We start from the raw sequence: 23,158 nt of genomic DNA, 5'->3' as shown, positions 1-23,158 counted from the left end.
CGAGATACTGCGCGCTTCGCAACGCTTCGGCAGGGCGCTGTGGAAACGATGGAGTGGTTATCACATCCGAAGTCGCGTGGAGGCCAAAATGCTATGCCTCAAGGCATTCGGCGAACGCATCATGGCGAGGGACCCAGACAGACAAACCGCCGAAATCCACATCCGCATCGCTCTCATGAACCGATTCTCGGCCCTCGGCACCGCCGAGATCGTGTGTGATGGATGAATCCGCCGCGGAAAGGGGAAGCTCGTCCTCAAAACGAGTTGCGCAACAACGCCGGAGTTGTCTTGAATTCAGGAGATAAGTAATCAGCAGGCAGAGAGTTTTCTCTGAAAAGACCGTCAGGGACAGGCCGCCAATTCGGATACAGAGAATTGCCAGGTGCACCTTTTTTTGTTTTGAGCACGCCCTGAACGCGAATGTGCGTCCCAACGATCTCGCAAAGATGCAGCTTACCTCACCTGAAAGGTGATTTGATTCTGGATCAAGCTGGCTGAATTGCGAAACAGATCCTGAATGGTCTGCCGATTGTTTCCCGCTGGATGCCTCTATAGGCGTGATTTTGAGTGTTTTTCCGGAAAAGCGCGATTTTTACGCGCCATTGTCTAAATTTGTCCTAATTAGGGCAGAGAGCAGGATTGCACCGCTGCCAGGGGATAAGGCGGCAGCAAAAAAAACACGCGGGTGCGGGGGGCGTGCGCCGCGTTTTGGATCTGAAAACCTCACTGAGCATTCCGCGGCCATTGGCTTGCGGACTGTAAGGGCGAGTTTTGAATGACTGTCGCTTTCAGCGGCAGACCGGCAGCTGTCTTTGCCGGAACAAGGGGTGTGGAATGAAAGACATGGTTCCCAGAGCGGTGGGGCTTCCTTATGTGCGTGTTGATACGGAAGGCGGTTGGTCTGGGACGACCGTTCCGTTTCTTAATTCACTGCATGTGAAGACGGCAAACATGAATGCCGTATTGAGCGGGTTTGCGCCGTCGCGGTCGGCTAAGCCTGCACTTGGGCAAGATGGCAGGACGTATGCTGCAAGAGGGAAGCGCGGGCTGGATCTGCTGCTGGTGCTGTTCGGGCTGCCGGTGGTGTTACCAGTGATCGCGCTCTGTGCTGCGGCGCTGTGGCTGGAAGGCGGCAAGCCTTTCTATACCCAAGCGCGGCTGGGCCGTGGCGGCCAGACATTCCGTATTCTGAAACTGCGCACCATGGTGCGCGATGCGGATCAGCTCCTGCAGCATTATCTCGATGCCGACCCGGCGCTGCGTCGGGAATGGGATGAGACCCAGAAACTCAAACGCGATCCGCGAATTACCCGCGTGGGACGGTTGTTGCGCGCAACCTCGCTGGATGAACTGCCGCAGCTGTGGAATGTTCTCATGGGGGACATGAGCTTGGTCGGGCCGCGACCGATGATGCCAGAGCAACTGCCGCTTTATGGCGATGCACGCGCATATTTTGCTTTGCGGCCGGGGATTACCGGTGCCTGGCAGGTATCGGTCCGCAACGAAGGCAGTTTTGCCAGCCGGGCACAGGCAGACAGAGGTTACTGGCGCAGGCTGTCGCTGGGCGGCGATCTGGCATTGATCTGGCGGACCGCCGGTGTGGTGCTGAAAGGCACGGGATATTAAGGTCCATGTGATTGGCTGCCCGGGCGCAAGGCGCAAGCAGCAGATCACCCGGCCATTGCAGGGAGCAGGGTTGTGAAGCATTTTGCAGTATCAGGGGCCATTCCTTCCGAACCTGTGCTTGGCCCGCAGGAGACACTGAAAAAGGATCAGGACGGCATGAGCGCGCAAGGTTTCAAGCGGTTCCGCCGCCGCGCACCGGCGGCTGCTGCCCCTTCTTCCGCTGAAGCAGAAGCAGAGCACCGCTTGGCAGCGCCGTCCGCGCCCGGTTCGTCTCAATTGCCCGCCACATTGCCGGAACCTTGGAACCGTATCCGTCAGATTCCCTTTGATACCGGCACAGGGGCGCAAAATCATCTGCCACTGGTCAGCCGCTTCCGTACCGTGCCCGCGGCCAAATCCTTTGATTTGTTGCGCACACGGCTGTTGCATACTTTGAAGGCGCGCGGCTGGAAACGGGTGGCGGTGACGGCCCCGACCGCAGGCTGCGGCACGACGTTTTCGGCGGTGAACCTTGCGCTCAGCCTGGCGCGGGTGCCCGGCAGCCGCACCGTGCTGATGGACATGAATTTCCGCCGCCCCGGGGTGGCGCAAGCGATGGGGATTCCTGTTCAGGCGGATATGGGCGCCTTCCTTTCCGGTGCCGTCCCGCTGGAAGAACATTTGCTGCGTCCGCTGCCGTCTCTGGCCGTAGGCTTGAATGCAGCGGCGGGGCAGGATGCCGCTGAGATCCTGCATAGCAGCAGCTGCGGCGCGGTTCTGGACGAGCTGATGCTGCGCAGCGACGCCGATACAGCCCTGTTCGATTTGCCGCCAGTGCTGGAGCATGACGACACTGCAGCATTCCTGCCGCAGGTGGACGGGGTGCTGCTGATCTCCGACGGCACGGCCAGCACTGCCGCACAACTGGCCGCTTGCGAGAAAATGCTGGCTGGCCACACTCAGCTGCTGGGCGTGGTTTTGAACCGGGCGCGCAAAGCTGACAGCCCACTGGTCTGATTGGAAAAACGCCATAGTTTCGCCCGTTTGCTATGGTGTAAAATCCCAAAGGGCAGCCTGCAGGCGGCCAGGAAGCAACGGCAAGGGCCGGTCAGGCCGGCAACATCGAGAGCAGATAAATGGGGCCGATCTACACACTGAGCGACTTTCTCGACATGGTACGGCGCAGGCTGTTCACCATCTCTTGCATGTTTGTCCTGGGCTGCCTTCTGTCGCTATGGTTTGCTGCCAGTCAGCAGCATGAATACGAAACCGCCGAGGTGCTGCAGATCACCCAGCCGCAGATCGCCGGAGAGCTGGCCAAATCCACCGTCGAAGGTTCCTCTGCCCGCCGCATGCAGCTGATCGAGCAGCGTTTGATGGCGCGCAGCACGCTGCTGGAAATCATGGAGGAATTCGGCCTGTACGCCGACCTGGACGCGCTGACCGAATTGCAGAAGGTCGTCAAGCTGCGCACCGCTGTCCAGATCACCGGCGTTGCTGCCGCCCGTGAAGGCTTTGCCGATGACGGCACGATCTCTGTGCTCACTATTACTGCCCGGATGCCCACAGCGGAACAAGCGCAGCAGGTCGCAAGAGAATTTGGCCGTCGCACCATCGAACTCAGCATTGCAACCCGCATTGAACAGGCCCGTGAGACCCTCAGCTTTTTTGAGGAGAAAGAAGCTGTTCTTGCGGAACAGGTTACGGTTCTGGAGGATGAGATCGCCGCTTACCGCAACGCAAATGACGTGACTTTGTCCGGCACCATCGAATTTCGCCGCGCAGAGATTGCCGCCATGAACAACGGCCTTCTGGAAATCGCCCGCGAACGGATCGAAATCCGCCGCGCCGCGGATCAGGCTCAGGCCAAGGAACGTCCGGCTACTGCCCGCCGTCTTCAAGAAGAGGCAAAAGAACAGCTTGCTACGCTAGATGCACAAGAGGCGCTGCTGACACAGCGCAGGGCGGAGCTTGAAGCCTCTTTGCAAACCACGCCAGAGGTAGAGCGTCGGCTGGGCGCATATGACCGCAGGCTGGAGCAGCTGCAGGGGGAGCTGGCGCAGATGAACGCCCGGCGCAACGAAGCAGAGGTTGGCTTCCGGCTGGAAACCAGCCGTCAGGCAGAGCGTCTGACGATAATCGAACCAGCGCCGCTGCCGGATTACCCGGTGACCGGTGCCCGCAAAACCAAGGCACTGATTGGGGCTGCGGCCAGTTTGATCCTGGCGTTGCTGACGGCCTTCCTGCAGGAGTTGCGCCATCCGGTGCTGCGCACTGCGGCGCAGATGGAACGCGAAACCGGCTTGGCACCGGTTGTTTCGATCCCGCAGATGGACACCCGCCCGCCGCCCCGGGGATTGACAGGGCTGTTCCGGCGCAGGGCTTGAGTTAAGCCAAGCTGTTACCGGCAACCGGTTGCCGGCGGGACATTTTGTTGGTCCTGCTTCTCTGGGACGGCTGGTTTTCAGTCTGAAGCGGCGCTTCTCGGGGCGTGCTCCGCGCTCCGCGCTGCGGCTGTTTCGGCAGTGATTGGCCAATGCCAGTCGCACCAGCACCGGCGAAGACCGGCAATGCTGTCAGCGCCCATAAGTCAAAGCCGCGGAATACTTGGATGGTCCAGGCGGTGTTCAGAAACTCAGGATCGTCGCCGCGCTTGTTCTGGGTTCCCGGCGGCCCGAGGCCGACGTTTGAAAACAGCGGCAGCCCCATCGCCTCCACAGTGACCAGCGCCATCAGCCCAATGGCTTCGGGGAACAGAATGCGGGTCAGAATCAGATTGAACGCCTGCCGCAGGGCCTGAGGGCCGCCATCCCCGATCATCAGCCAGGAGGCCGAGCGCAGGGTTCGTGTCATCCTTCCCTGGCCGGCAACATGCGAAACAACCTGCTGCTTGCCAGCGCCATTCCCCAAATTCACAGTGCCGCAGGCCAGGCCGCGGAGACAGAGGCGCCAATCGCGCTGGCGGCCTTGGCGGGTTTGAGCTGCACCTGTCGCGCAAACGGCGTGACAATCCGGGTATCTGTGCCGCATTCTCCACGATGCGAAGACAAGCGGCAAGCGGTGCTGGGCAAGCCGCTGAACCGCAGTTAACCTGCTGCCGATACATGCCTTTTGCAGGGAACCCGCAGCGTTGAAGATCGCCTATGTTCTAAACACCTATCCGCAGCCCTCACACAGCTTCATCCGCCGCGAGCTGCAAGCACTGGAACGGCAGGGCGCAGAGGTTCTGCGCTTGGCAATGCGCCCCTCGGAAACGGCACTGACTGATCCCGGTGATCAGGAGGAAGCCAAACGCACTGAATACGTGCTTCATGCCGGCGCCGCCCGCCTGCTGGCTGACTTGGCGCGCGAAGCGCTGGCAGCTCCGCGTCGCTTTGCGCATGCCCTGGCGCTGTCGTTGAAACTGGCACGGGCTTCGGGCCGGGGTTTTTTGCGGCATCTGATTTACCTTGGGGAAGCTGCGCATGTGAAACGGCGTTGTGCGGCAGCGGGTGTGCAGCATGTGCACGCACATTTCGGCACCAATTCGGCAGCAGTGGCGATGCTGGCCCATGTGCTGGGCGGGCCTGGCTACAGTTTCACCGTGCATGGTCCGGAAGAGTTCGACGCCCCGCATGCGCTTTCTTTGGCGGATAAGGTCAGCCGGGCGGCCTTTACCGTGGCGGTCAGCAGTTTCGGCAAGAGCCAGCTGAGCCGCTGGGCGCCTTTTGCAAAATGGGACAGGCTGAAGGTGGTGCATTGCGGCATCGAGCCTGAACGGTTCTCAGATCCGGCGCCATTGCCGCAGGGGGCGCTGCGGCTGGCGGCGATCGGACGGTTCGTCGAGCAGAAGGGCCAGATGGTGCTGGTCCGCGCGATGGCCGGGCTGGTGCAGAAAATCCCGGATGTGCATCTCGCGCTAATTGGGGATGGTGAAATGCGCCCGGAACTGGAAGCCGCAATTGCGGATCTGGGGCTGCAGCAGAACATCACCCTCACCGGCTGGTTGGCAGAGGCGGGCGTGCGGGAAGAGCTGGCGCGCGCACATGCGCTGGTGATGCCCTCATTTGCCGAAGGGCTGCCGATGGTGGTGATGGAGGCCATGGCCGCTGCCCGCCCGGTGATTGCCACCTATATTGCAGGCACGCCGGAACTGGTGGTGCCGGGGCAAACCGGCTGGCTGGTGCCTGCCGGTGATGAAACGGCACTCGCAGAGGCAGTTCTGGAACTTGCGCAGGCTTCGCCGGACCAGCGAGCGGCCATGGGCCAGACCGGCCGCACCAGGGTGCTGGAGCGCCACGTCAGTTCTCGCGAAGCCGGCAAGCTGGCAGCGCATTTCCGGGCGAGCATCGCAGGCTAGAAGCCGCATGCTGCTCCCGCCCGTCACGGCGCATTTGAAATGCACCGTTCCCGTTGGGCCAGGCTCAGCGCCCCTGGCGCTGAGCCTGGCCCAAGGCCGCCAAGGGTGGACTGGCGCAGCCAGGACATCCTGCGGGGGCGGGAGAACATCCGTCCGGGGGCTTAACGGCCGCGGGTCCAGCGGGTGCGGGAGGCAAACAAAGGCGTCTTTACTGCCAGTGCAACGGCGCCATAGGCCGCAAAACCGGTCGGGTCGCGCAGCAGCAGGCGAACGGCCATTCCGGCACCGGTGCGTGGCGTGTCGGCGTTCTGCATCAGGTCAGGGTGTTTTTTTGCCACTTCGGTCACCCCGGCATTCTGCCGTCGCCGCACTTTCACCAGATTCCGGAACCCCTCGACCATTGGCCAGCTGTAGGCGGCAGGCACTTGGACCCGCTCTGCGGGGCGGAAGTGCAGCCGTGCAAAGATGTCATCGGCGATGATATCCGGCCAATCCCCCCAGCGCTGGCGCCCGGCGCGGTTCATCGCAAAGAAACCGAACCCTGGCGCAGGGCTGGTGAAAAAAGGCAATTGCCTCCAGAGCCTTGCATAGGCACGGGTCAGCCCACTGCGGGCGGGGGCAATCTGCGGGCGGCCACTGGCATAACACGGCGTCTCATGGTCAAGGGCTGCTGCAATCAGAGGGATCAGCTCGGACGAGACCTGCACATCGGCGTCCAGATAGATCAATATATCACCGCGTGCTGCGGCATCACCTGCATTCAAGGCCTTCAGCTTGCCGCCCTGCGGCAACTCCAGCACGTGTAAGTGCCAGCCATCCGGGGCGCGCTCCCTACGTGCCAGGGCGGCAGTATCGTCGGTGCAGCCATTGGCCAGCACCAGAACCTCGGCTGCCATACCGACAGGCAGCGGGCCGGAGGAAAATACCGACCGCAGGCAGCCGGTGATGTAAGCCGCTTCGTTGTGGGCCGGGATCAGTACGGAGATGCGAGGGGTCACTTCACGGCCTCCAATGCATCCCAGCGCGGATTCCGGTCGCTCAGGGTGCGCAAGGCGCCCCAGCTGCCCCATTTGCCGGGCGCAGCCACATCGGCATAGGCGTTGAAAAGACTGCCGCCAAGCGCTTGCCAACCCGCCAGAAGCTCCTGGTAAAGCGCGCCCATCTCTGGTGAGTAATTGAAATGAATGAAGAAGCCGGTCAGCGCCTCATCGTTAACCATCGGGCCTATGCCAACCACATGGCTGCCGCCTTCATACATGATCAGCTCCAGCCCGTGGTCCTGCGCAATCCCGGCTTGGTAGGGCAGGACACGGCCCAGCAGATCCGTCAGCGTGCCGGAACTGTCGCCCGAGATCAGGCCGTCGCGCAGCTCTGCTCCGGCCTGGGCGCTGGCGGCATCATACTGATGTTGCGCTGTGAATGCCGCTGCTTCAGTGCCCGATAATCCGCGCTCTGCGGCCACCGCCTGCGCCTGTTCCCGGCTGCCTGAAATCCAAGCCCGGACCTGCGGGGCCCTGTCTCTCAGCCCCAGCACACCGCCGAAATAGCCGGTCACCGCATAGGCATCGAAATAGGCCGCAGGCGGCAGGCGCCCGGTCTGTTCCGCTTGCCACAGCGGCGCTGACAGCATTTGCTCTTCCAGGCCCAGCCAGCCTGTTTGCGTGGAGATCACCCGCACCAGCCGGTGGCTGTCCTTGCCAAAGACATCAGCCCAGATCTGTGCCAGCTCTGCCGCACGGCCGCCATAGAACTGCATCCACTGCCCGTCACGCCCCCAGCGTTCCTGTGCCTGGGCATTGGCCCAGGCGGCCTGCTGAAATTGCCAGTTCCAGACTTCGTTGGAGTATTCTGCATAGACGCGCAGATCCTCATCCAGATCGCGTTCCACCAGCTGTGCAAACTGCCGGGCATAGCTGTCATCCGCCCTATGCGGCAGGGTGAACCAGGGATCAGCGCCCATGGTATTGGCCAGCGTCAGCATAACTTCGGCGGGAACCCCCTTTAGCGCCCAGGTGTAATCGGAGAGCTGCGGTCGGTCCGCCCACTGTGTTTGCTGCGAGTCATTGGTTGCCATCCAATCCATGAAACGCAGCGCCGCAAACCCGTCCAGGCGGTCCAGCCACAAGGGGTTGAACAGTTCGCCGTCTTCGTAGGCGGCCAAATGTGCTTCTTTTACAACGGTGATATTGCGCACGTAACTGCCGTCGCGACCCATCCGTTGGATGCGTATCTCCACCGAGCCAGGGCCGGGAGTGTAATCGAACCGTACTTCTCTCTTGCCATAGCGGACGTTTTCGGCCCGCCCCAAAACCTCGACAATCCCTTCTCCTTCAAACCGCAGTACGTAGCGGCCCGCCAGCGTTGTCGCCTCGGGAGGTAAGTCGGTCAAGATCATCGTGCCAATGGAGCTCAGCTCCGGCGGGATGCCCGTCGGCCAGCCAGCGGGATCAAGGTACCCCGCGGCCAGCAGATCGTCATGGGTCGCGCCACCCCAACGTCTGGGCATGTGGCCGATCCATGGCCGGGCAGTCTTGAAGTGATCCAGAAACGGGGCCTGCGTGCTCCAGTCGGCAATACCCGTCAGGTTGATTGCGATGGGCTGGCGCGTCGGCTGTAGAGATGGCGCGTTTTCCCGAACAGAAGCATTCAGCAGCGGTACGGGTGGATCTTGCGGCAGCGGCGCAGGATCTGGCGGTAGGGCCGCCGTGCGCAGGCTTTCCCCCTGGGCTGCCGCCCAGGCGATCTCTTGCAGGCGCGCTGCCAGTTCGGGCGTGGGCGCCGGATAGGGTTTGCCCCAGCGGTTCCTAAGTTGATGCGGCAGATCTGCGGGGTTTTTCCCGGTCAGCACCGTGTATTGCAGCAGGGCCAGGAAATAGAAACCGGTCGCATTCGGGTGGATGTCATCCGCAAAGACATCCCGTATGCTGACCAGTCCAGGCACGGTACCAGCCTGAATGGCGTCGTCCAGACGCGCCATTGCCTGACCCGCGGGCAGCAGTTGTATGCTGCCGCCTGTGGCAGCATTCACTTCCTCTGCCACCGCCTGCCAGCGGGGCAGATCCTGCGTCAACCGGGTTCGCCAGGATATTCCTGCACCTTCGTCAAACGGCACCTCAGCGCCGGTGCCGCTGTCCAGGCTGTGCCAGGTTTCCTGCAGATAAAACTGCACGTCCGGGTTCGCGGCGCGGGCCAGTTCGTAGAAGTGCGTGACCGCCTGGCTGGTTCCGCTCCACTTCAGATGATTGGCCAGCGGAATGGCCTCTGTGACAATCACTGCATCAGCGCTTGTCTTCAGCCGTTCACGGGCATCTATGCCCTCGGCCCTGCTGCTGTGCTGCCAGTTGTAGCTCAGCGGTGCACCGTTGATGATCTGCGCTTCGACTTTGGCGTCCGCACTTGTGTCCAGGAGCTGCTCCAGCATCTGCGGATTGTCTGGCCCGAACAGTGAATGGCCGACCATCACAACTGAGGTGATCAGCGCGTCCAGCTTCATTTGATCCCTCCCGCAGCGGCGATGCCGGTGCGCGGCAGCGCGCGCAGGGTATCCCATACGATCTGCTGTACCTTGGCTGCGGCTGCCAGGCTGAATGCCTGTGCCGGGGTGCCATCGGCGCGGGTCAGCTGATGCGGCAGTCCCTGGGGCGGGCGCTGATACAGCACAGCAAAATGGGTCAGCGCCACGGCATAGGCCCCCAGGTCGTTGATGTGGATTGTATCCAGATCGCCGCTGGGCCTGCGGGCAAACAATCCGTCACGTGAGGCCAGTCCGGGGATTTCGCCGGCCTCGGCGGCGCGGACAATGGCCGCAAGCACCTGCCCGCCGGGGATCAGGTAGACGGGATGCTGCGCGTTGCGGCGGCTGTCCGGCCCCAGCAGTTTGCGCGTCCATAGGGCGTCCAGGTCGCTGCCGATCCGTTCGAGCCAGCCATCAGGGTCGTCCAGCCGGTGCCAGGTTTCATAAAGATACAAGCGCGCTTCCGGTGCCCCCTCACGCGCCAGGTTTGCCCATTTCCCCAGATACTCAGCGGCATCAAAATACTTGATTGCGTCGCGCAGTTCGACCATTTCTGTCAGCACTACCGCACTGTAACCACCTGATCTGATGGCTTCTTTCGCATCGCGAAAGGCTGGCGCCCGGTTGGCCGTTTCAAAATCGAGGATTTCCTCCTCTGGCTCCCAATGCGCCCGAAGCGATGTGCCAGACCCCAGCTGACTGTTATAGGCATGACCCTCGGGTGCCAGCTGCATCAGCATATGCGGTATGTCCGGCCCGACCAGCGAATGGCCCAGGTGAAACACCTTCAGCGGCCCTGTCGGTGGTTCCAGTGGTGGCGGCACTGGTACAGGTCGGCTGCGGATTGCAAACGCCATCAGCCCCAACATCGTCGCGGCGGCCCCCAAGGCCAGAAACCCGCGCCGTCCCATCATCTGCGCTCCCTGATTTCCGCGGTGGTGATGATCAGGCCTGCCCCGGCAACAAAACGCCCGCCAACCGACTCGCGGCGGCGGAACGGTGGCTGGTCGGCGGTGAAGAAGGCCTGATAGGCGCCTGTGTCCAAGTCAAACTCCAGCTCCATTCCGTCAAAGCCATAGAACGCCCGGCTCAGCGAATATTGGCATTTATAGGCGGCTTCCTTGGCGGAGAAGATTACCTTGGCCATGTGGCCGGGATTGTCCTGTCGTTTCAGCCAGGCCTGCTCTCGCTCCGAACAGATCGCGGGCAGCAGTTCATCTTTCAGAGGGGTGTCTTCCTCTACGTCGAGTCCCAGCGCCTGCACCGCGCCGACCCTGGTGAGCACCGCCATGGCGCAGCTTTTGGTGTGGGTGATGGAACCGGTCAGACCTGCGGGCCAGACCGGCGCACGGTCGCTGCCGACCGGAACCGGCTCTGTCGGCACCCCCAGCTGCTGCATTGCCTGCCGCACGGCCTTGCGGCCTGCTGCAAATTCATTGCGCCGCTTCGCCACAGCGTTGGGTGACAGCCCGGCGGCCTCTTCTGCAAACGGCGCGGGTGGCGCGTCCAATGGATCTGCCCCCGCCAGCGCGACATCGGCGGCAAACAGCGGCCGGACCAGGGCCAGCCGCTCTGCCAGTTTGCTGTTGCTGTCTGTCATCCGGTCCTTGTCCTGCGATTTGCCCGCATCGCCCGCCGCTTCGACATCATGTCGCCGCGGTCCGGGGCTGCGGCTGTCTCAGGCTGTTGTTCCGTATTTGCCGGGGTGCCTGCAAGCCCTTCGATGTGGGCAGCCAGCCCGGCCAGGGTCGGAAAGCGGAAGATATCCGTGATCGACAGCGATGCAGCCTCCAGTTCCGCGCGCAGTTCGCGATGTGCCTGTACCGCCAGCAGGGAATGGCCGCCAAGGGCAAAGAAATTGTCCTGTGCGCCAATGCCGCTGACGCCCAGGATGCGGCTCCAGACCGTGGCGATCCTTGCCTGGGCCCCGGCCTCCAGTGCTGCTGCAGGGGCGGCCTCAATCCGTGCAGGTTGCGGGTCCGGCAGTGCCTTGCGGTCGATCTTCTTGTTCGGCGTCAGCGGGAAAGCTTCCAGCGTGACGATGCGGGCGGGTACCATCACCTCTGCCAGACGTGCAGTCAGCGCCTGTTTCAGCGCGTCTTCGGCAACCGGTGCCGAGACTGTCACATAGCCAATCAGCTGTTCGCTGCCAGCCGCGCCGCGTGGCACGGCGACTGCGCCGGTGATACCGGGCTGCGCGGCCAGCACTGCTTCGATTTCGCCCAATTCGATCCGCTGACCGCGGATCTTCACTTGATGGTCGGTTCGGCCAAGGAACATCAGACCACCTTCCGATGTCCAGCTCACCAAATCGCCGGTGCGGTACAGCGGTGTTGCGGCGAACGGTGCTTTTACAAAGCGTTCAGAGGTCAGCTCCGGACGCTGCCAGTAGCCTGCCGCCACACCCGCGCCGCCAATATGCAACTCGCCCGGGGTTCCCATGGGAACAGGCCTTTGTTTTTCGTCCAGGACATAGATCTCTGTGTTGGCAATCGGTGTGCCGATCCCGGCAGTCCTTGCTGGCAGCCCCTGGATCTTCTCCACCGTTGACCAGATCGTTGTTTCGGTCGGGCCGTACATGTTGTGCAGGTCTGCCCCGGTGGCCTCCTGCAATGTCTGCACCAGATCGCCGGGCAGCGCCTCGCCGCCGATCAGCAGATGCCGCAAGTGGCCCAAGCAGGCTTTGGCATCCGTGTCCGCAGCGATCATCCGCGCCATCGACGGGGTGCACTGCATGTGGCTGACGCCGTGACGCACAATCTGCGCCGCAAGCGAGAAGTCACCCGCAGACAGGTCCTGCGGGGCGTTCGACAGGCGCAGCACTTCGGCCAGTGGTTTCAGCCCCTCCAGCACCACATTGGGCGCAATGCCGTAGTCGATCAGGCAGGCGATTTCGTCAACGCCGATGCGCTTCAGCTGCTCCACCCGCTGGCAAGCATCCTGGATAGTGCCGAACAGGCCGGACTCCTCAAAATAACGGTCAAAAGCGAAGTCCAGGACTGCTTCCAGTTCTTCTTCGGAGAGCGACCCCAGGTCCATTTCAAACGGGTTTTTCACGCCTTCGGGTTTTTTGAAGGCCGGGAAGGCCCAGGCATATTGCTTGATCAGCCCCGCGGCAGAGCGCAGGTAGTCTTTCATCGGCTGCCGCGCCACTTGCCGCGCTTCCTCACGGGTTTTTGCAAGATAGCTGTGCAGCATCAGTGTCACTTTGAAATCAGCCGGGTCATGCCCAGCTGCCCGTAGGGCGTCGTGATAGATGCCGATTTTTCCGGCGACTTCCTCGATGCTCTGGCCCAGCAGATGGGTCAGTACATTTGCCCCGATTGAGCCCGCCTCACGCCAGGTTTCCGGGTTGCCGGCAGTTGTGACCCAAACCGGCAGTTCCTTGGAAACCGGGCGGGGCTGGGTGACAATGCTGTGGTCACTGCCGTCCTTGCGGGGGAAGGCAACCTCTTGGCCGCGCCACAGTTTGCGCACCGTTTCAATGCTTTCAAACAGGGCAGGCTTGTTGGCCGGCGGGGTGTTTTCGGGCCGCAGGATGAAATCATCTGGCTGCCAGCCGGAGGCAAAGCCGATGCCCGCACGCCCTGCCGTCAAATTGTCGATCACTGCCCATTCCTCTGCAATCCGTGCGCAATGGTGCAGCGGCGCGACGCAGGAGCCCGCCCGCACGCCGATGTTCTGCGTCACTGCGGCGACGGCGGCACCCGTCACCGACGGATTCGGATATGGTCCGCCAAAGGCATGGAAATGCCGTTCCGGCGTCCAGACGGCGTTGAAACCGTGGCTATCAGCAAACTTGGCGCCTTCCAGCAGCAGATGGTATTTCTGCGGCCCCGGCCCGTCGTCGTTGCCCCAGTAGAACAGATTGAAGTCCATTTTCCGGTCGCTGAGCGCCACCGGTCCCTTGGACAGCTCCAGGCGGCTTTCGTCGCTGGACAAGACCAGTTTGAAGCCACGCGAGAGAGTCCAGAACAGCTCCAGCACGGAAATGTCAAAACTGAGGCTTGTGACTGCCAGCCAGGCATCGCCGGGCTGATGCGGGATGCGCTGGTCCATGCCAGTAAAGAAGTTCGACACATTGGCATGGGTGATCATCACCCCCTTCGGCAGGCCGGTGGAGCCGGAGGTGTAGATCAAATAGGCAAGGTCGCTCCCGGCTGCGCCGCCATTGATGTTTTCACGGCAGCCTGCGGGTATTGTTTCAATGTCCAGCAGCTGTGCGCCCGAGGCGGGCAGGCTGGCGGCCAGCGCGGCTTGGGTCACGATCACCTGCGCACCGCTGTCTTTGATGTAATGCGCTATCCGGTCGGCGGGATAGGCCGGGTCCAGCGGCACATAGGCGGCGCCGGCCTTCAATACCCCAAGCGCGGCAAACACCAGTTCCGGCGCGCGCCGGATGTGGATGCCCACATGCACGCCCGGTTTTACGCCCATTTCATGCAAGCGCCCGGCGACCGCATTGGCGCGGGCATTGACTTCGTCGTAGGTAAAGCGCTGGTCCTCGAACACGAGCGCAGTGGCGTCCGGCGTCTTGGCGGCCTGCGCCTCAAAAGCTGCGTGAATGGTCAGATCTGCGGGGAACTCCGTTGCGGTCTGGTTCCAGTCTTCCAGCAGCATCTTGCGTTCTGCTTCCGGCAGGATCGGCAGATCGCTGATCAGACGGCCGCTATCCCCGGCGATGGCATCCAGGACCAGCTCCAGTCTTGCGGCAAGCAAGTCCACAGCGCGGGATGTCAGCGCAGCCTCATCGCAGTGAAGCGCCATTGCGCCATCTGTCAGGGAGACGGTAACGCAACAGCCGTCAACAGGAGCGTCGTGGCCCAGCACTAGGCCAATGCCCGGCATGGCCTGTGCCGTGATTTCCGGTGCGCGGGCCACCAGATCCTCGGCGAAACTTCCGTATTTTTGCGCCATGGCAATGGTTTGTGCGCTGCGCTCCACCAATTCCGAGACGCTGTCCTGACGCCGGACCTGTAAGGGAACCCAGGGGGAAATCATGCCGGGCAGGCCGTCCATCCCTTCCACAGACAGCGCCGCGTCGCCGGTGTCGCCATCGCAGCTGAGCAGAGCAAAAGCCAGGGCGGCTGCGGTGGCTTGTTCCTCAGAGAGAGTGGCGGGGCAGGCGATGCTGCGACGGATAAGCCCGTTGCCGCCGGTATCAGCAGCCAGCGGCATCTGCATCGGTTGCATAACAGCAAGCTGCCGGCGCCAATGGCTCTCACCGCCCTGAAGTGCAGCGAGACGGGCGGTGAGTGCGTCAGCGTCTGCTGCGGTCAGGCAGGGTAACTGTTCTCCGGCGGATATCAGTTTGGAACCCGCGACAGGTTGGCCTGCGGGGGTGGTCAGCCGCGACAGGGTGAGGGCACCGTCGGCGGCGGCGATTGTCAGGCTGTCCCGGTCCGTCGCCAGTACTGTGCCAGGGGCGCCTGAGCCTTCAGCGAAAGCCGCCGCACCGGTCAGCACAACAATTTCATCGACCCGCAGCTTGGCAGCGCACATCGGGTTCCAATACCCGCCGGTATCAAGCGCCCGTACCAGCCGTATCAGTTCAGCAGCGGGACGGGTAAAGTCCAGCATCCCGCCGGCCGCCGGACGGTCGGCTTTCGCAAACAGGCGGCGCTGGCTCAGATCCTGCTTCTGGCGCTTCAGATCTCCGCTTTCCAGCTGGCTGATGACTTCGCCAAAGCTGTCCATTGCGGCCGCATAGCATTTTGAGTTTAGGCTGAAGGCAGTTTCGCCATCTGCCACGTCAAACAGCCGCTGGGCGAGGATATCCCCTTCATCAACGCCGCTCTCCATCAGGTGCCAGGTGATACCGTGCTGCGGCTCGCCGTTGATCAACGCCCAGTTCGGCGTGTTGAGACCCGCATAGGCTGGCAGCGGCCCGTCGTGGAAGTTCACGGCCCCCCTGGCGGCCTTCGCCAGCACCGCATCCGGGATCACGGTCAGGTTGGCGATGGACAGAAGCCAGTCGAAGCCGCCGGTCAGATCGCTAGGGTTGTCCAGAGACACAAGCCCTTTGTCCGCGGCCCAGGCGCGAATATCCGCGTCGGTTGACACCACGGCCCGGACCTGGTGTCCGCGCGCCATCAGCGCATCGGCGCAGCCGATCAGGAGGGATTCATTGCCTATCAGGGCACAGGTAAATGCGGTCATTTCTGCTCCTTTGCCAACGGAGAAGGGGGGCGCGTTTCCGTAGATGGTGTGCGCTGCGGCGCAAGGAGCGCACGCAGGCTGTGCAGGCTGAGATCCCGCAGGAAATGCGGGGGATCAGCCTGTGGTTTGTTCTGGATCAGGCGCCGCAAGGCGTAGATCAGGCTGCCGCTGATGCGGGCCAGCGTGGCAGCAGCGGCATAGCTTCGGCCATGGGTTTTGACGAAGTAATGCAGGCGCGAGTCAAACCAGTAGGTGGGTGTGCACTGCCAGTCTTTCATGCCAGTGGAGGCAGAACCGATATGCGCGACCTCGCTGGCGGGCACATAATGGGTGCGCCAGCCGGCACGGGCGGCGCGGTGGCACAGATCGGTTTCCTCGAAGTACAGGAAAAAGCTTTCATCAAAGCCGCCCGCCGCCGCGATCACCTCATGGCGGATCATCAGGCTGGCACCGGCGGTCCAGTCGACCTGCAGCTCGACCTGCGGCATCTCCATGGCGACCACCCAGGGCTTCAGAAGCCGGGTAAAGATGCCCGTACGCGCGCTGGCCTCGAATTCGCCTGCAATGGAGGGAAAGCGGAAGGCAGTCCGGTGCGGCGTGCCGTCGGTGCCGCGCACATAAGAACCGGCCAGCCCGGCGCCGGGATGGTCCATGAGGAAGTCGCGCAAGGTGCGGATGGTCTCGCCTTGCACAAAGGCGTCGGAGTTCAGGAGGTAATAGAACTCTGGTGCACAGCCAGTCGAAAGTCCTGTTTGCAGGCCGATGTTCATGCCCGCCCCAAAGCCGCCATTCACCGGCGACGCGATCACCCGGACCCGGTTGCTGTCGAGCCAGCCGCGGGCCTGAGCTTCAGCGCGGATCAGATCAAAAGAGCCGTCGCCGGACCCGTTGTCTATGATCAAGAGCTCCCCAGGCAGGTCTTCCAGTTCGCGCAGGGCAGCTTCGGCGGATTGGAGGGTCATGTCCGGTGTGCGGAAATTCAGAAGGATGACAAGGATGTTCTGCTGAGCCATGCCGTTCACTCCGCCGCTCGGATGGTGCGGGCAGGCCCGGGCGCTGCCTTGCGGTCCGCAGCATCCAGCCGCGCCTTGACGCCCGCAGCCAGAACGCTGACGTTTGGTACCAGCACCATGCTGTCATGATCCCCCGGCACCTCGGCCACTTCAACGGCGGGCGCCCAACGGGCCCAATCGTTGTCGTGGAAGACATATTCCCGCTCGCTACTGATCCAGTTGCCGCCTGAAACCTGCCACTTGCAGTCCAGCGGCGGGCGGAACAGGGTGAACGGGCCGTCCCAGGGTTTCAGCGCATATGCTTCCACTGCCGCCCGGAAGGCCAGTTCGATCTTGCGGTTATTGAATTCAGGCAAGGCACCGGTTTCTGCTGGTCTGGTGCGGCGTTTTTCAAATTCCCAGGCGATGCGGTTCCGGACCCATTCGGCAAAATAGGCAGCTCCCTTGCTGCGCAGTTCCGCAAGCTTGATCAGGGCCTTGTCCTTGCGGTTCAGGGCAGGGCGCACCGGCAGCGGAGTATCCAGCAGGATCAGCGCGGCAGTGTCCTGGCCTGCGGCCTTCAGCTGCTGCGCCATCTCATAGGCGGTGATGCCGCCGCCAGAGAAGCCGCCGAGCAGATACGGGCCTTCTGGCTGCACCTGACGGATTTCCTGCAGGCAGCTGCGGGCGGCGTCCTCAATCCGGTCGTGGGGGGCATCACTGCCGACCAGACCTTTGGCCTGCAGCCCGTAGACTGGGCGGTCCTTGCCCACCAGCAGCGCCAGGTGGCGCAGGTTCAAGACGTTGCCGAACATGCCCGCCACCAGAAAGAAGGGCCGCCGCCCGGTGCCATCACCCGGATGCAGTTGCACCAGATGGGTGTGCTGCGGCTTGTCTTCTGCCGCTTGCGGTGCATCGCCTGGCTCTGCGGACACGCCGCCGCCGCTGCGTTCGATGATCCGTTCCGCCAAGGCGGCAACGCTGGGAGCTTCGAACAGGACCGACAGCGGGAACTCCACGTCAAAGGCGCGTTTCACCTGGGCAAACAGCCGCACAGCAATCAGGGAATGGCCGCCAAGGTCAAAGAAGCTGTCTTCGATCCCGACCTGACTGACACCAAGGAGCGAGGCAAACAGCTGGGCCAGCTGCTCCTGTACCGGGTTGCGGGGCGCGACATAGTCGGTGTCAAGCTGAGGCCGGTCAAAGGTCTGTGCCTCTGCCTTCGCCGGTGTGCTTTGGTCCGCCTGGGCAATCAGCGCGAGCAGGTCCAGCGAGGAGACCACAACCTGCGGCAAGCCGGAGGCCAAGGCGCGCACCAGCGCCGGGCCGCCTTCCTCTGCTTTGATGCCATTGGAGATGTTCAGTTGCAGGCGGCGTTCCTCTGGCGATAGCGGCTGCGGGCTGCCGGCAGGTTCCAGGCCCAGCTGCGAGGCCGTGGCATCTTGTTGGCCCTGTTCCGCTGCGGTGTCGAAACCGCCCGCCAGGCGCTGCATCCGGAAGTTCTCGATCTCCACCAGGACCGCGCCGTCTGCATCTGTTATGGTCACATCAAAGGCGGCAGAGCCGTTTTCAGGGGTTCCAGAAAGCCGCATGTGGCTGAAGATGTCAGCTGTCAGAGGCGCAAATACCCGGATTGTCGCGTAGGACACTGGTACCCACAGCGCGCTGCCTTCGTAGCCCGGAATCAGCTTCATCGCCCAGCCGGTGGCCAGATCCAGCAGACCTGGATGCAGCAGGCAGCCATCCTGGACTGCCGCCTGCGGCAGAGACAAAGCTGCCAGTCCTTCGCTATCGCCCAATGCGGCGCGGTTCAGCACGTGCCAGCGCGGGCCGAAATTCAGATGCGCCTCCTGCAGCGAACGCAGGCGCCCGCGCTCAGGCGCCTGCTCTTTTGGGCATCGGGTGAAAATCGTTTGAAGGTTAAGGGGGGCGGGGCGTTCTGCCGCCGCCTGTAAGGCCAGCATTGCCTGACAGTTCAAACCGTAACCATTTGTAAATTCCGAGTAAACAAACAGTTCATAACCATTTTCATTAGCTTCTAGCTTTACCAGTGTACCACGCGGGCTGCCTGGGTCGGCGATCAACGGTCGCAGGAAGTAGAGATCCCGGATTTCGAAGGGATCTTGCACGCCAATGGCTGCCAGCGCCTCGGCGGCCATTTCGATGTATCCGGTGCCGGGCACCAAGGCAGTGCCGTCCGCTGTGCGGTGCTCATCCAGCAGCCAGTCCGCGGTGCTGAAACGGGGAGTGAAAATGCGATTGCCTGCGGCATCAAAGGCTTGCTGTTGCAGCAGCGGCTGGGGGCAAGGTTCAGGTTCGCTGGCGCCTGCAGTCGAGTTGCGGCCAGCCATGGCATCCGCCGCCATGCCGGTATCGGCCCAGACGCCCCAGTCTACGGCGGTGACCTGTGTCTGCCCGCCGGCACGGTGCTTGGCCCAGGCGTTAAGGTATTCGTTGGCAGCGATGTAATCCACCTGACCTGCAGGCCGCGTCACGGTGGAGGAGGATGAGAACAGCACCATCAGCTCTAGGCTTCCATCCGGGAACACGGCGTCCAATGCGCGTAATCCGCTGACTTTGGGGGCCAGAACCTGTGCGATCTGATCCCCATCCTTTGCCAGCAGCGGGCCGTCATCAATGACGCCGGCCCCGTGTATGACACCGGTGATGGGGCCAAAGGCCGCTTCGGCTTGTTCGCGGGCAATGCGCAAATCGCCGCTGTTGCAGACATCGGCGGCCAGCGGCAGCACGCGGCCCTTGCCATCCGCCTCCAGCGCCATGACGGCGCGGATGCGCTGGGCGGTGCGGTTGGCCGGGCTGTGGCTGGCCAGAGACCGCTGCCAATCTTCGCGCGGAGGCAGCCCATCGCGGGATATCAGCGAGACGTTGGCGCCATAACCCTGCATAAGATGGCCCGCAATGGTGAGGCCAATGCCGCCATAGCCGCCGGTGATCAGGTAGTGGCCGCCCTGTTTGAACGGTGGTGTTTCCGGAGCGGGCAGCGGCTGCGGACGCCAGCTGAGCTCAAACCGCTTCTCCCCGCGCCAGGCGGCGGACAGGTTTTCAGGCTCTGCCATCAACTCTTCCAGCAGCCGGAGAGTGATGCCTGTCTGCACCGGAGTGCGGCGGGCAAACAGGCCTTTCGGCACCTGCGGCAGTTCGATGTCGACAGTGGCGCAGGTCAGCCCCGGCAGCTCGCGCGGGATCACCCCCAGCGGGCCTGCGATCATTGCTTTTTCCGGGTAGGGCAGCGCCTCGTCTCGAACCTGTGCCGCGCCGGTGGTGAAGACGGTCAGATGCGCCGGGGCGGGCAAATCTGCATTGCCCAACTCCTGCGCCAGCGCGGTGAGGGCGTGAAAACCCATCTCCAGATTGCGATCAAAGAAGGAGGAGCCTGGACGGAAGGTCTCGCCCTCTGTCACCAGCCAGAAATGAGCGATGCGGTCCGGCAGCAATCCGGCCTCAGACAGATCAGCCAGCAGGGCGCCGTAGGCCGCGCGGCCCTGTTCCGGCGGCAGAATGTAGGACAGTGGCGAAAGCTGCGCATAGGTGTCGCCGGGGCGTACCCTCACAACAGTATGGCCGGTGGCCTCCAGACGCTCTGCTGCGCGGGCGGCGTGGCCGGTGTCATCTTCAAAGATCAGCCAGCTGTGCAGTTCCTGGTCCAGCTCTTGGGGCAGGTCCAGGCTGCAATTGGCGAATTGCGGGCGCCAGGCGGGGCGGTAGCCCCAGTCTTTGATGTCTTCGCGGCGTTCGGGTGTGGTTTCTTCTTTTATTGCGGGCTTGCCAGGTTCGATGAAGTAACGGCTGCGCTGGAACGCATAACCAGGCAGCGGCAAACGGTTGCGGCGTGCGTCACCCCAGATCTGTTGCCAGTCGGCCTCCAGCCCGCAGGCCCAAAGGCGGCCAATGACGCCAAAGAAGTACGTGTCATCCATCACCTGCTGATCGGGATGGCGCAGAGAGCTGAGGACCTGACCGGGCTGAACCGCGGGCGACATTTGTGCCAGCGCGCTGAGCGCCTTGCCGGGACCGACTTCAAGAAACACGCGGTTTGGGGTTTTCGAAAGCGTTTCGATACAGTCCGCATAGCGGACCGTGTTGCGCAGCTGTCCAACCCAGTAGTCCGCACTGGTGGCCTGTTCTGCGGTCAGAGTGGCGCCGGAGCGGTTGGAAATCACTGGCAGTTTGGGTGCAGACAGGCTCAGCGAGCGGATGAAATCGCCGTATTCCTGCAGGATACCATCCAGCATCCGGGAATGAGCGGCGATATCGATCTGGATGCGTTGGTGCTCCACCTCGCGCGCGGTCAGATCGGCAGAAAGCTGGTCCAGCGCGCCCTGCGGGCCGGATACAGCGGTGAGCGAGGGCGCATTGACGCTGGCAATGTCCAGATCATCACCGATGATTTCTTCAACTTCGGCAAGGGGCAGGGCGATGGACAGCATACCGCCCGCAGGCACCGTGTCGAACAGGCGGCCGCGCAGGAGCACCAATTCGATGCAATCTTCGAAACTGATTACACCAGCCAGGCAGGCGGCGGTATTTTCGCCCATGGAGTGGCCAACCAGCGCGGCGGGTTTCACGCCCCAGCTGATCCACAACTGCGCCAAAGCATATTCGACGATCATGATCAGCGGCAGCTGCACCGACGGCTGCTGCAGCTTGGCATTGGCCGCGTCCTCTTGGCCTTCTTCCGGCAGCCAGATGGCGCGGATATCATAGTCCAGGCTCTGTTGCAGATGTTCCAGCCCGCGGTCCATCCAGTCGGCAAAGACCGGCTCAGTCTCATAAAGGTCGCGCGCCATGCCCGCATATTGTGCGCCGCCACCGGGGAACATGAAAACCACTTCGGGCGCACTGCCCAGTTGGTCGTGGGTGAAGACCTTGCGCGGGTCGTTCTCCGCGATCAGGTCAACCGCGTCGCCCGGTGTTTCGGCGACCAGAACACGACGCTTGGCAAAGCCGCGGCGACCTTCCTTGAGGGTGTAGGCCACATCGGCGAGATCAGCCTCGGGGTTGGCTTTCAGATACTCCGCCAGTGCCTGCGTGTTGGCGTCCAGCGCCGCCTTGGACTGGCCGGAAACACAAAGGATCTGGAATGGGAAATCGCTTTCCTCGGAGGGCGCACGCTCTGGCGCTTCCTCCAGAATCACATGCGCGTTGGTGCCGCCGACGCCCAGCGAGTTGATGCCGGCCCGGCGCGGCCCTTTATGCGGGGTCCATGGGGTGAGGGCGGCGTTTACTTTGAAGGGCGAAGTGTCGAAATCAATCGCTGGGTTCGGAGCCTCGTACCCCAGTGATGGCGGGATTTCCTTGTGGTGCAGCGCCAGCGCAGTCTTGGTCAGGCTGGCGACACCGGCGGCAGTGTCCAGATGGCCGATATTGGTCTTGACTGAGCCGATGCGGCAATAACCGGTGTCCTGGGTGGTGGCGCGGTAGGCGTCTGTCAGGGCTGAGACCTCAATCGGGTCGCCCAGGTAGGTGCCGGTGCCATGGCATTCAACGTAGTCAATCGTGTTTGCCGGGGTGCCTGCGGCCTGCAGCGCTTGCTGCACCGCTGCCGATTGACCACCGACAGAGGGTGCCAGATAGCCTGCCTTGTCGGCGCCGTCATTGTTGATGGCTGAACCTTTGATCACAGCCCAGATGTGGTCGCCATCAGCAACCGCATCTTCCAGCCGCCGCAATGCCACCGCCCCGGCGCCAGAGCCAAAAACGGTGCCTTGTGCCCGGTGATCAAAAGCATGGCAGTGGCCGTCAGGCGACAGGATTTCGTTTTCTTTATAAAGGTAGCCGCGCCCTTGCGGGAGCTCAATGGTCACGCCGCCGGCCAGCGCCATATCGCATTCGCCTTCGCGCAAGGCTTTGCAGGCGCAATGTACCGCAACCAGCGAGGTGGAGCAGGCGGTTTGCACATTGACCGATGGCCCATGCAGGTCAAAAACGTGACTGACGCGGGTCGACAGGAAGTCCTTGTCGTTGCCTGTATGACGCAGCAGGAACATACCCACGTCATCAACCAGGCCTGGGTTCGAGCAGATGTTGAAGTAGAAGTAGCTGCCCATGCCGCAGCCCGCATAAACGCCGATCGGGCCTGCAATGCTTTCAGGCGGATGGCCCGCGTTTTCCATTGCGCACCACGCCACTTCCAGGAATTTGCGGTGCTGTGGGTCGAGGATGGCGGCTTCTTTCGGGCTGAAGCCAAAGAACTCAGCGTCGAATTCATCAAAAGCCTGCAATGGGGCAGTGGCAGGCACATAATTCGGATCAGCCAGGACAGAGGCGCGTTCGCCGTTTGCCAGGAGCGTTTCATGGTCCAGCACATCGATGGACTCGATGCCAGCGCGCAAGTTCTGCCAGAAGGCTTCGGCAGTGCCTGCACCCGGCACATCCACGGACAGCCCGACAATCGCAATGTCTCCGGCTGCAATATCTCCGGCAGCGCTCGCGGCTGCAGATGTCTCATCCTGTATCGTCAATACTTGGCCCCACTGACCCTTCGCAAACAGCCCGGCACCCCCTGCCAGTCCGCTTCGCAGAAATGGC

12 protein-coding genes and 2 pseudogenes are annotated in these 23,158 nt (G+C 62.6%); 6 read left to right on the top strand and 8 right to left on the bottom strand.

What is annotated here, in order from left to right:
* The 4 genes and pseudogenes from ACP151_RS16085 to ACP151_RS16070 all read left to right on the top strand — a co-directional run.
* Nucleotides 1–226, top strand: a pseudogene (locus ACP151_RS16085) (IS5/IS1182 family transposase); the annotation flags it as partial.
* A gap of 725 nt (nt 227–951) precedes the next feature.
* Complete coding sequence (locus ACP151_RS16080; protein WP_424979917.1) at nt 952–1,626, top strand: sugar transferase; 675 nt, start codon at nt 952–954, stop codon at nt 1,624–1,626.
* 72 nt (nt 1,627–1,698) lie between these two features.
* On the top strand, nt 1,699–2,622 hold the full coding sequence (locus ACP151_RS16075) for a CpsD/CapB family tyrosine-protein kinase (RefSeq protein ID WP_424979916.1): 924 nt from the start codon (nt 1,699–1,701) through the stop codon (nt 2,620–2,622).
* A gap of 119 nt (nt 2,623–2,741) precedes the next feature.
* A complete protein-coding gene (locus ACP151_RS16070) occupies nt 2,742–3,992 on the top strand; it encodes a DUF874 domain-containing protein (RefSeq protein ID WP_424979915.1) in 1,251 nt (416 codons plus the stop codon).
* A gap of 181 nt (nt 3,993–4,173) precedes the next feature.
* Here the strand turns inward: ACP151_RS16070 and ACP151_RS16065 are convergent.
* A pseudogene (locus ACP151_RS16065) lies at nt 4,174–4,458 on the bottom strand (oligosaccharide flippase family protein); the annotation flags it as partial.
* An 18-nt stretch (nt 4,459–4,476) separates the two neighbouring features.
* Here ACP151_RS16065 and ACP151_RS16060 point away from each other — a divergent pair.
* Nucleotides 4,477–4,695, top strand: coding sequence for a hypothetical protein (locus tag ACP151_RS16060; RefSeq protein ID WP_424979914.1), 219 nt, complete (start codon nt 4,477–4,479; stop codon nt 4,693–4,695).
* Nucleotides 4,696–4,735: 40 nt separating this feature from the next.
* Complete coding sequence (locus ACP151_RS16055) at nt 4,736–5,944, top strand: glycosyltransferase (RefSeq protein WP_424979913.1); 1,209 nt, start codon at nt 4,736–4,738, stop codon at nt 5,942–5,944.
* A 161-nt stretch (nt 5,945–6,105) separates the two neighbouring features.
* On the opposite strand, the gene ACP151_RS16050 is transcribed toward ACP151_RS16055, so the two are convergent.
* Genes ACP151_RS16050 through ACP151_RS16020 form a run of 7 tightly spaced genes read right to left on the bottom strand, consistent with a single transcriptional unit; the run spans nt 6,106 to nt 23,085 of the window.
* On the bottom strand, nt 6,106–6,942 hold the full coding sequence (locus ACP151_RS16050) for a glycosyltransferase family 2 protein (protein WP_424979912.1): 837 nt from the start codon (nt 6,940–6,942) through the stop codon (nt 6,106–6,108).
* On the bottom strand, nt 6,939–9,437 hold the full coding sequence (locus ACP151_RS16045) for a hypothetical protein (RefSeq protein WP_424979911.1): 2,499 nt from the start codon (nt 9,435–9,437) through the stop codon (nt 6,939–6,941). The genes ACP151_RS16050 and ACP151_RS16045 overlap by 4 nt, the downstream gene beginning before the upstream one ends.
* Nucleotides 9,434–10,372 (bottom strand): hypothetical protein, encoded by a 939-nt coding sequence (locus ACP151_RS16040; RefSeq protein WP_424979910.1) that lies wholly within the window; start codon nt 10,370–10,372, stop codon nt 9,434–9,436. Before ACP151_RS16040 ends, ACP151_RS16045 begins: the two co-directional genes overlap by 4 nt.
* Entirely contained in the window at nt 10,369–11,058 is a 690-nt protein-coding gene (locus tag ACP151_RS16035; RefSeq protein WP_424979909.1) for a 4'-phosphopantetheinyl transferase family protein, read from the bottom strand. The genes ACP151_RS16040 and ACP151_RS16035 overlap by 4 nt, the downstream gene beginning before the upstream one ends.
* The gene (locus ACP151_RS16030) at nt 11,055–15,617 is read right to left on the bottom strand and encodes a MupA/Atu3671 family FMN-dependent luciferase-like monooxygenase (RefSeq protein ID WP_424979908.1); all 4,563 of its coding nucleotides are present in this window, start codon (nt 15,615–15,617) and stop codon (nt 11,055–11,057) included. The genes ACP151_RS16035 and ACP151_RS16030 overlap by 4 nt, the downstream gene beginning before the upstream one ends.
* Nucleotides 15,614–16,630: a glycosyltransferase family 2 protein gene (locus tag ACP151_RS16025; RefSeq protein ID WP_424979907.1), complete on the bottom strand. Its 1,017-nt coding sequence runs from the start codon at nt 16,628–16,630 to the stop codon at nt 15,614–15,616. The genes ACP151_RS16030 and ACP151_RS16025 overlap by 4 nt, the downstream gene beginning before the upstream one ends.
* Before the next feature lie 5 nt (nt 16,631–16,635).
* A complete protein-coding gene (locus tag ACP151_RS16020) occupies nt 16,636–23,085 on the bottom strand; it encodes a type I polyketide synthase (RefSeq protein ID WP_424979919.1) in 6,450 nt (2,149 codons plus the stop codon).
* Nucleotides 23,086–23,158: the final 73 nt, after the last annotated feature.

Origin of the sequence: Leisingera sp. S232, assembly GCF_049800895.1 — a bacterium.
Taxonomy (GTDB): domain Bacteria; phylum Pseudomonadota; class Alphaproteobacteria; order Rhodobacterales; family Rhodobacteraceae; genus Leisingera.
Note: the sequence above shows the minus strand (reverse complement) of the source record. Positions and strands in the feature narration are given on the sequence as shown.

Coding starts and splice junctions, on each gene's coding strand:
- ACP151_RS16040 (WP_424979910.1), bottom strand. CDS start 10,372: ATGATGGGACGGCGCGGGTTTCTGGCCTTGGGGGCCGCCGCGACGATG.
- ACP151_RS16030 (WP_424979908.1), bottom strand. CDS start 15,617: ATGACCGCATTTACCTGTGCCCTGATAGGCAATGAATCCCTCCTGATC.
- ACP151_RS16080 (WP_424979917.1), top strand. CDS start 952: ATGAATGCCGTATTGAGCGGGTTTGCGCCGTCGCGGTCGGCTAAGCCT.
- ACP151_RS16045 (WP_424979911.1), bottom strand. CDS start 9,437: ATGAAGCTGGACGCGCTGATCACCTCAGTTGTGATGGTCGGCCATTCA.
- ACP151_RS16060 (WP_424979914.1), top strand. CDS start 4,477: ATGCGAAACAACCTGCTGCTTGCCAGCGCCATTCCCCAAATTCACAGT.
- ACP151_RS16070 (WP_424979915.1), top strand. CDS start 2,742: ATGGGGCCGATCTACACACTGAGCGACTTTCTCGACATGGTACGGCGC.
- ACP151_RS16035 (WP_424979909.1), bottom strand. CDS start 11,058: ATGACAGACAGCAACAGCAAACTGGCAGAGCGGCTGGCCCTGGTCCGG.
- ACP151_RS16025 (WP_424979907.1), bottom strand. CDS start 16,630: ATGGCTCAGCAGAACATCCTTGTCATCCTTCTGAATTTCCGCACACCG.